The sequence below is a fragment of the Candidatus Thermoplasmatota archaeon genome (assembly GCA_034660695.1).
Classification (GTDB): Archaea; Thermoplasmatota; E2; order UBA202; family DSCA01; genus JAYEJS01.
Window position 1 is genome coordinate 1 of sequence record JAYEJS010000053.1, and the last position, 1,995, is coordinate 1,995.

Consider the following 1,995-nt stretch of genomic DNA (forward strand, 5'->3'; position numbering starts at 1 on the left):
ATTGCATATCAAATCGCACTTTGATCCCGACGATCAGAAAGCTGACTTTAAATTGGTTGAAAATTGAGAGAGGTTGCTGAGATATTGCTTCAAAAATCTATGATGTTACCCATTCTGAGGAACATCTCATTTCAGGCGTCCCGAAGCCGATTGCGTATAACGACTGATACATATCTGAAGTTCGCCCGGTAAGGTGAATTTGGGCGAAGGGCGACAGCCCGTAGCCAGATATGCATTGTTATATGGCCGGGCCGAAGGCGAGGCAAGAGGGCGAAGCGACCGCAGAGTTGCCCACATTTCATGGCTGTGTGTCCTTTGATATCTATCTGTCTTCATATATACAACCCTATTCCCTGCTTATTGTCGTAGCGTTCGATCTCTATTTTATCAAACCAATTTAAATTAGCTCTCTACTTTAAACTTGATTTCCCATACTGGTCCGCATTTCTTAGAATATCGTTTAGGATTGAACTCTTTAGATAACGGAAAGGAATTCAAAAACAATGATGTAATGGAATACTGTAAAAGGAATGAGATAAAACTAAATTTCATAGAGAAAGGATGTCCTTGGATGAACCCTTTTATTGAGAGGGCAATAGGAATGATTAAGGAGGAATATCTCAACTTAATGTGGATAGATGAAAATCAAGATGAACAAGTGATATTGAATGAAATCAGACGCCCATATAACCGGAGAGATAACATGAGTCTTGGGTATCACTCCCCGTTACAATTTCTTGAGAATTATCTCTCCAATCCTTCAGGAGTTTAGTGTAATATCTCGGTGGACATTACCCCTAGTTAGTAACATATCCGTCAAACTCCTTTAAATCCTCACCGTCTTCAGCTTTTCTATGGTGGAAAAGTCAAGTAAGCCAATATCGCTTATTGCCAGCACTTTGAATTTGTTTATGTCCACATTTAAATTTCTGAGAATTGGCGAGAGATAGTCATCAGCATCTGCGGATGAGACATCCGTTCCAGATGCCAGTGGGGAAAAAGCGGGCATTACAATAATTTCGTCAGATATCAAATAACATGGAAGGGAGAGCATTGCCCCCACCCTATCCCTCAGATGTATAGACGGATGTTCATGGGCGATTATCATCTTTTTTTCTTCCATGCTTCTATGACCGTGTGCAATTGCAATGCCGTGCAAATCATATCTCCACTTTATTGTCATACCAAATTTAGATGCTATGGTTTTCAAAAAGTTATCGTGATTTCCCCTGATCAGCACTACTTTTCGTCCTTCCGAAAGAAAACTCAGCACTTCGCTGACTTCCCTCCATTCCTGCCTCAAATTTCTTCCGAATTCGTGCTTGAAGTCCCCGTTTACGATAACCGTCTCTGGTTCATATTTTGTTATAATGTGCTTCAGCCGTTCCATGATTATCTTCTCCTGGTATTTTGGTATGGCAACACCCTGAAGACGGAGCACGCCTTCATAACCCAGATGCAGATCTGCGATGATAACTGTCTGCTCGTCAGGCACATATATGCAGTAGTCATCAGTAACAAATATGCCATTCCATATTTCACTTCTTTCCATGACTTATTGCCTCCATTACTTCTCTATGCATCTGGCGAGTAAACGCCTTTCTGTCCTCCATCAGAACCACGTCAGTTGAGCCCATAGCCAGTATGTTGAAAGAAAATGGGGATGGAACTGTTCCTCTTAAAATCTGCAGTTTGATGTTCCCTTCTTCAACCATTTTCACAAAATTCTCTGCATTTTTTATGTCCATCGCATCCTCCATGATTTCACGGTAAGTTTCTTTAAGTGCCGGAAATTCCAGGTCAACGGCAGTTACAACCTTAAAAAGTATGGATGCATTTCTTTGCTGGCGGGAGACGCTCATCTCATGTCTAGTCTCTACGAATAAGCTCCATTTTGTAACCTAATTGTTTCTCCTCGGGTGACGAGAAGAAACAATCTATTCCTCTAAAATTTTCAGATGGAGGAAAACGAGGGATGGAAAACAGAGTTTTCGG

General features: G+C 41.3%; 3 protein-coding genes. 1 reads left to right on the forward strand and 2 read right to left on the reverse strand.

Translation table 11 applies throughout. The features are described 5' to 3' along the window. Nucleotides 1–511: 511 nt before the first annotated feature. A complete protein-coding gene (locus U9O96_02610; protein ID MEA2053999.1) occupies nt 512–772 on the forward strand; it encodes an integrase core domain-containing protein in 261 nt (86 codons plus the stop codon). 54 nt (nt 773–826) lie between these two features. Here U9O96_02610 and U9O96_02615 read toward each other — a convergent pair whose 3' ends face one another. Further along, nucleotides 827–1,552, reverse strand: a complete 726-nt coding sequence (locus U9O96_02615; GenBank protein MEA2054000.1) for a metallophosphoesterase — start codon at nt 1,550–1,552, stop codon at nt 827–829. Continuing rightward, on the reverse strand, nt 1,539–1,862 hold the full coding sequence (locus U9O96_02620) for a hypothetical protein (protein ID MEA2054001.1): 324 nt from the start codon (nt 1,860–1,862) through the stop codon (nt 1,539–1,541). Before U9O96_02620 ends, U9O96_02615 begins: the two co-directional genes overlap by 14 nt. Nucleotides 1,863–1,995: the final 133 nt, after the last annotated feature.